This window comes from Burkholderia sp. Ac-20379 (assembly GCF_017104645.1).
Lineage (GTDB): Bacteria > Pseudomonadota > Gammaproteobacteria > Burkholderiales > Burkholderiaceae > Burkholderia.
In genome coordinates, this window is sequence record NZ_JAAGPF010000582.1 from 1 (window position 1) to 2,438 (window position 2,438).

The window sequence follows — 2,438 nt, forward strand, 5'->3', positions numbered from 1 at the left end:
TGACACGCACATCTGGCTCAACACCGGCACGGCGCTCGACGTCCGCTACGACGACACGCGCCGGCTGATCGCGCTGAAGGCCGGCGAGATCCTGATCGACACCGGCAAGGACGCCCGCCGGCGCCCGTTCCACGTGGCCACCCGCTACGGCGATCTGCAGGCGCTCGGCACGCGCTTCTCGGTGCGCGACGACGCCGACGGCACGCTGCTCGCCGTGTTCGGCGGCGCGGTGCGGATCCGCACCGCCGCCGGCGCGGAGGCGATCGTGCCGGCCAACCGGCAGCAGCGCTTCGACGCGCAGCGCATCGATGCGCCCGCGCCCGCCGATCTGGCGCGCGAGGCATGGTCGCGCGGCGTGCTGATCGCCGACGACATGACGCTGGCCGCGTTCGCCGCCGAACTCGGCCGCTATCGCCACGGCTATCTCCGCGTCAGCCCCGAAGTGGCCTCGCTGCGCGTGGTCGGCCGCTACCCGCTCGACCGTCCGGCACAGATCCTGGCGATGGTGTCGCAGGATCTGCCGATCGCCGTGCGCCACCCGCTGCCGTGGTGGACCACCATCGGCCCGCGCTGACGGCGCGGCGGATTGCGCGTCGATTGCACGGCCCGCGCCGCCGTGACGATCGGTGACAATCGCGAAGCAAACGTCCACACATTTGGCACAATTTCCGCGCGCGTTGCCGTCACCATGAGCCGATGCGAAATGGACAGCAAGCGAGGATGGAATGAGCCTTCAGGTCTCCGCGATTTGCTCGGCGCGGAAAATCTCCGGGTCGAGCGGACGGCGGCGGGTATTGGTCGTCGACGATTATCTGGACGGCGCGGAGGCGATGTCGCTGTACCTCTCCGTGCTGGGCTTCGACACGCGCTTCGTGACCGACGCGCACGACGTCTATCGCGCCGCCGAAATCCACATGCCGCACATCGTGCTGCTCGACATCCGCATGCCCGGCATGGACGGCTTCGACGTGGCGCGCCACCTGCGCGTCTCGCCGAAAACCGGGCCGACCATCATCGTGGCCTATACGTCGATGGCGTGGGGCGACATCGAGGTGCAGGCGGTCGGCGCGGGCTTCGACGGCTACTTTCGCAAGGCGTCCGACATTTCGGTGCTGCTGGCCCTGCTCGCGGCCTATGACGAAATCGATCAGGGCATGACGGCGCTCGAATAGCGCGCTCGCCGCCCCTCGCCGAACCACCCCGCCCGCCCTTCGCCCCTCCCGGCGTTCGTGAGAAAATCTCGCGCCCGACATCGGCCCATCCGCAGGCCGGCAAGCGTCGGGATTCGACCGACGCCCTGGAGACGCCCATGCAGAAGCCCCGCCCGTCCCTGAATGCCCTGCGTGCATTCGAGGCCGTCGCGCGCCTGCGCAGCATCACGCTCGCCGCGCAGGAGCTGTGCGTCACGCACGGCGCGATCAGCCGGCAGGTCAAGGCGCTCGAGGAAACGCTCGGGCTGACCCTGCTGGTGCGCTCGGCGCAATCGTCCGATCCGACGCCCGACGGCCTGCGGCTGGCCGAGGGGCTGTCGACGGCGTTCAGCCTGATCGACGCGAGCATCGAGCAGTTGAAGCCCGAATCGCTGACGCTGTCGTGCTCCACCTCGATCATGATGTACTGGCTGATTCCGCGCATCGGCGGCTTTCACGCGCGCTATCCGCACACGGAACTGAAGTTCAACATGAACTACGACCAGATCGATTTCGTGCGCGACCGGATCAGCGTCGCGATTCGCGCGAGCACGATCGCGCCGCCGAAGGACGCGATCTGCCGCAAGCTGATCGACGAATGGATCGGGCCGGTCTGCTCGCCCGCCTATGCGCAATCGATCGGGCTGGCCGCGCCGGCCGATCTCGAACGCGCCTGCCTGCTGTCGACGCGCACGCGCCCCGAGGCCTGGAGCGACTGGTTCAGCGCGGTGGGCGAGCCCGCGCGCGCCGGCGCGAGCGAGGGCGCCTACGATCACTTCTACCTGCAGATCCAGGCCGCCGTGTGCGGCCTCGGCGTGGCGCTCGTGCCGCAGATGCTGGTGATGGACGATCTGGTGTCCGGCAAGCTCGTCGCGCCGTTCGGCTTCGCGCCGGGGCCGCGGCAACTGATGCTGTGGGTCGCGCCGCACCTGCGCGCCGACGCCGACGTGAGCCAGCTCGAACGCTGGCTGACCGCCGAGATGAACACCACGCTGCAGGAAATGCAGGCGTTTCTTCGCACCGCCGCCTGAACGGCAACGGCCGCGACAAGCGCGGCCGTACGTAAGCAACCCAAGCGGCCGGGCGCGGCGCGCGCCGCCGCCTCAATCCAGCAGCGTGCCTTCGCGCACCGATCCGAAGAACGACGCCGCGCCCATCTGCCCGCCCTTCAGCACGATCTCCAGGCCGTCGCGCGCCGGGTTGTCCGACCAGGCCCGGCACAGCGGCGCGCCGGGCGCCATGCCCGCC

General features: G+C 69.7%; 3 protein-coding genes and 1 pseudogene. 3 read left to right on the plus strand and 1 reads right to left on the minus strand.

Going from position 1 to position 2,438, the window contains the following annotated elements; all coding sequences use genetic code 11:
• The 3 genes from G3N92_RS32935 to G3N92_RS32945 form a co-directional block, all read left to right on the plus strand.
• Nucleotides 1-574: FecR domain-containing protein (locus G3N92_RS32935; protein ID WP_206131700.1), on the plus strand; the 574-nt coding region annotated here is incomplete at its 5' end.
• A gap of 220 nt (nt 575-794) precedes the next feature.
• Nucleotides 795-1,172, plus strand: a complete 378-nt coding sequence (locus G3N92_RS32940) for a response regulator (RefSeq protein ID WP_241015179.1) — start codon at nt 795-797, stop codon at nt 1,170-1,172.
• Nucleotides 1,173-1,309: 137 nt separating this feature from the next.
• Nucleotides 1,310-2,221: a LysR substrate-binding domain-containing protein gene (locus tag G3N92_RS32945; RefSeq protein ID WP_206131702.1), complete on the plus strand. Its 912-nt coding sequence runs from the start codon at nt 1,310-1,312 to the stop codon at nt 2,219-2,221.
• Nucleotides 2,222-2,293: 72 nt separating this feature from the next.
• On the opposite strand, the pseudogene G3N92_RS32950 reads toward G3N92_RS32945, so the two are convergent.
• A pseudogene (locus G3N92_RS32950) lies at nt 2,294-2,438 on the minus strand (four-carbon acid sugar kinase family protein); the annotation flags it as partial.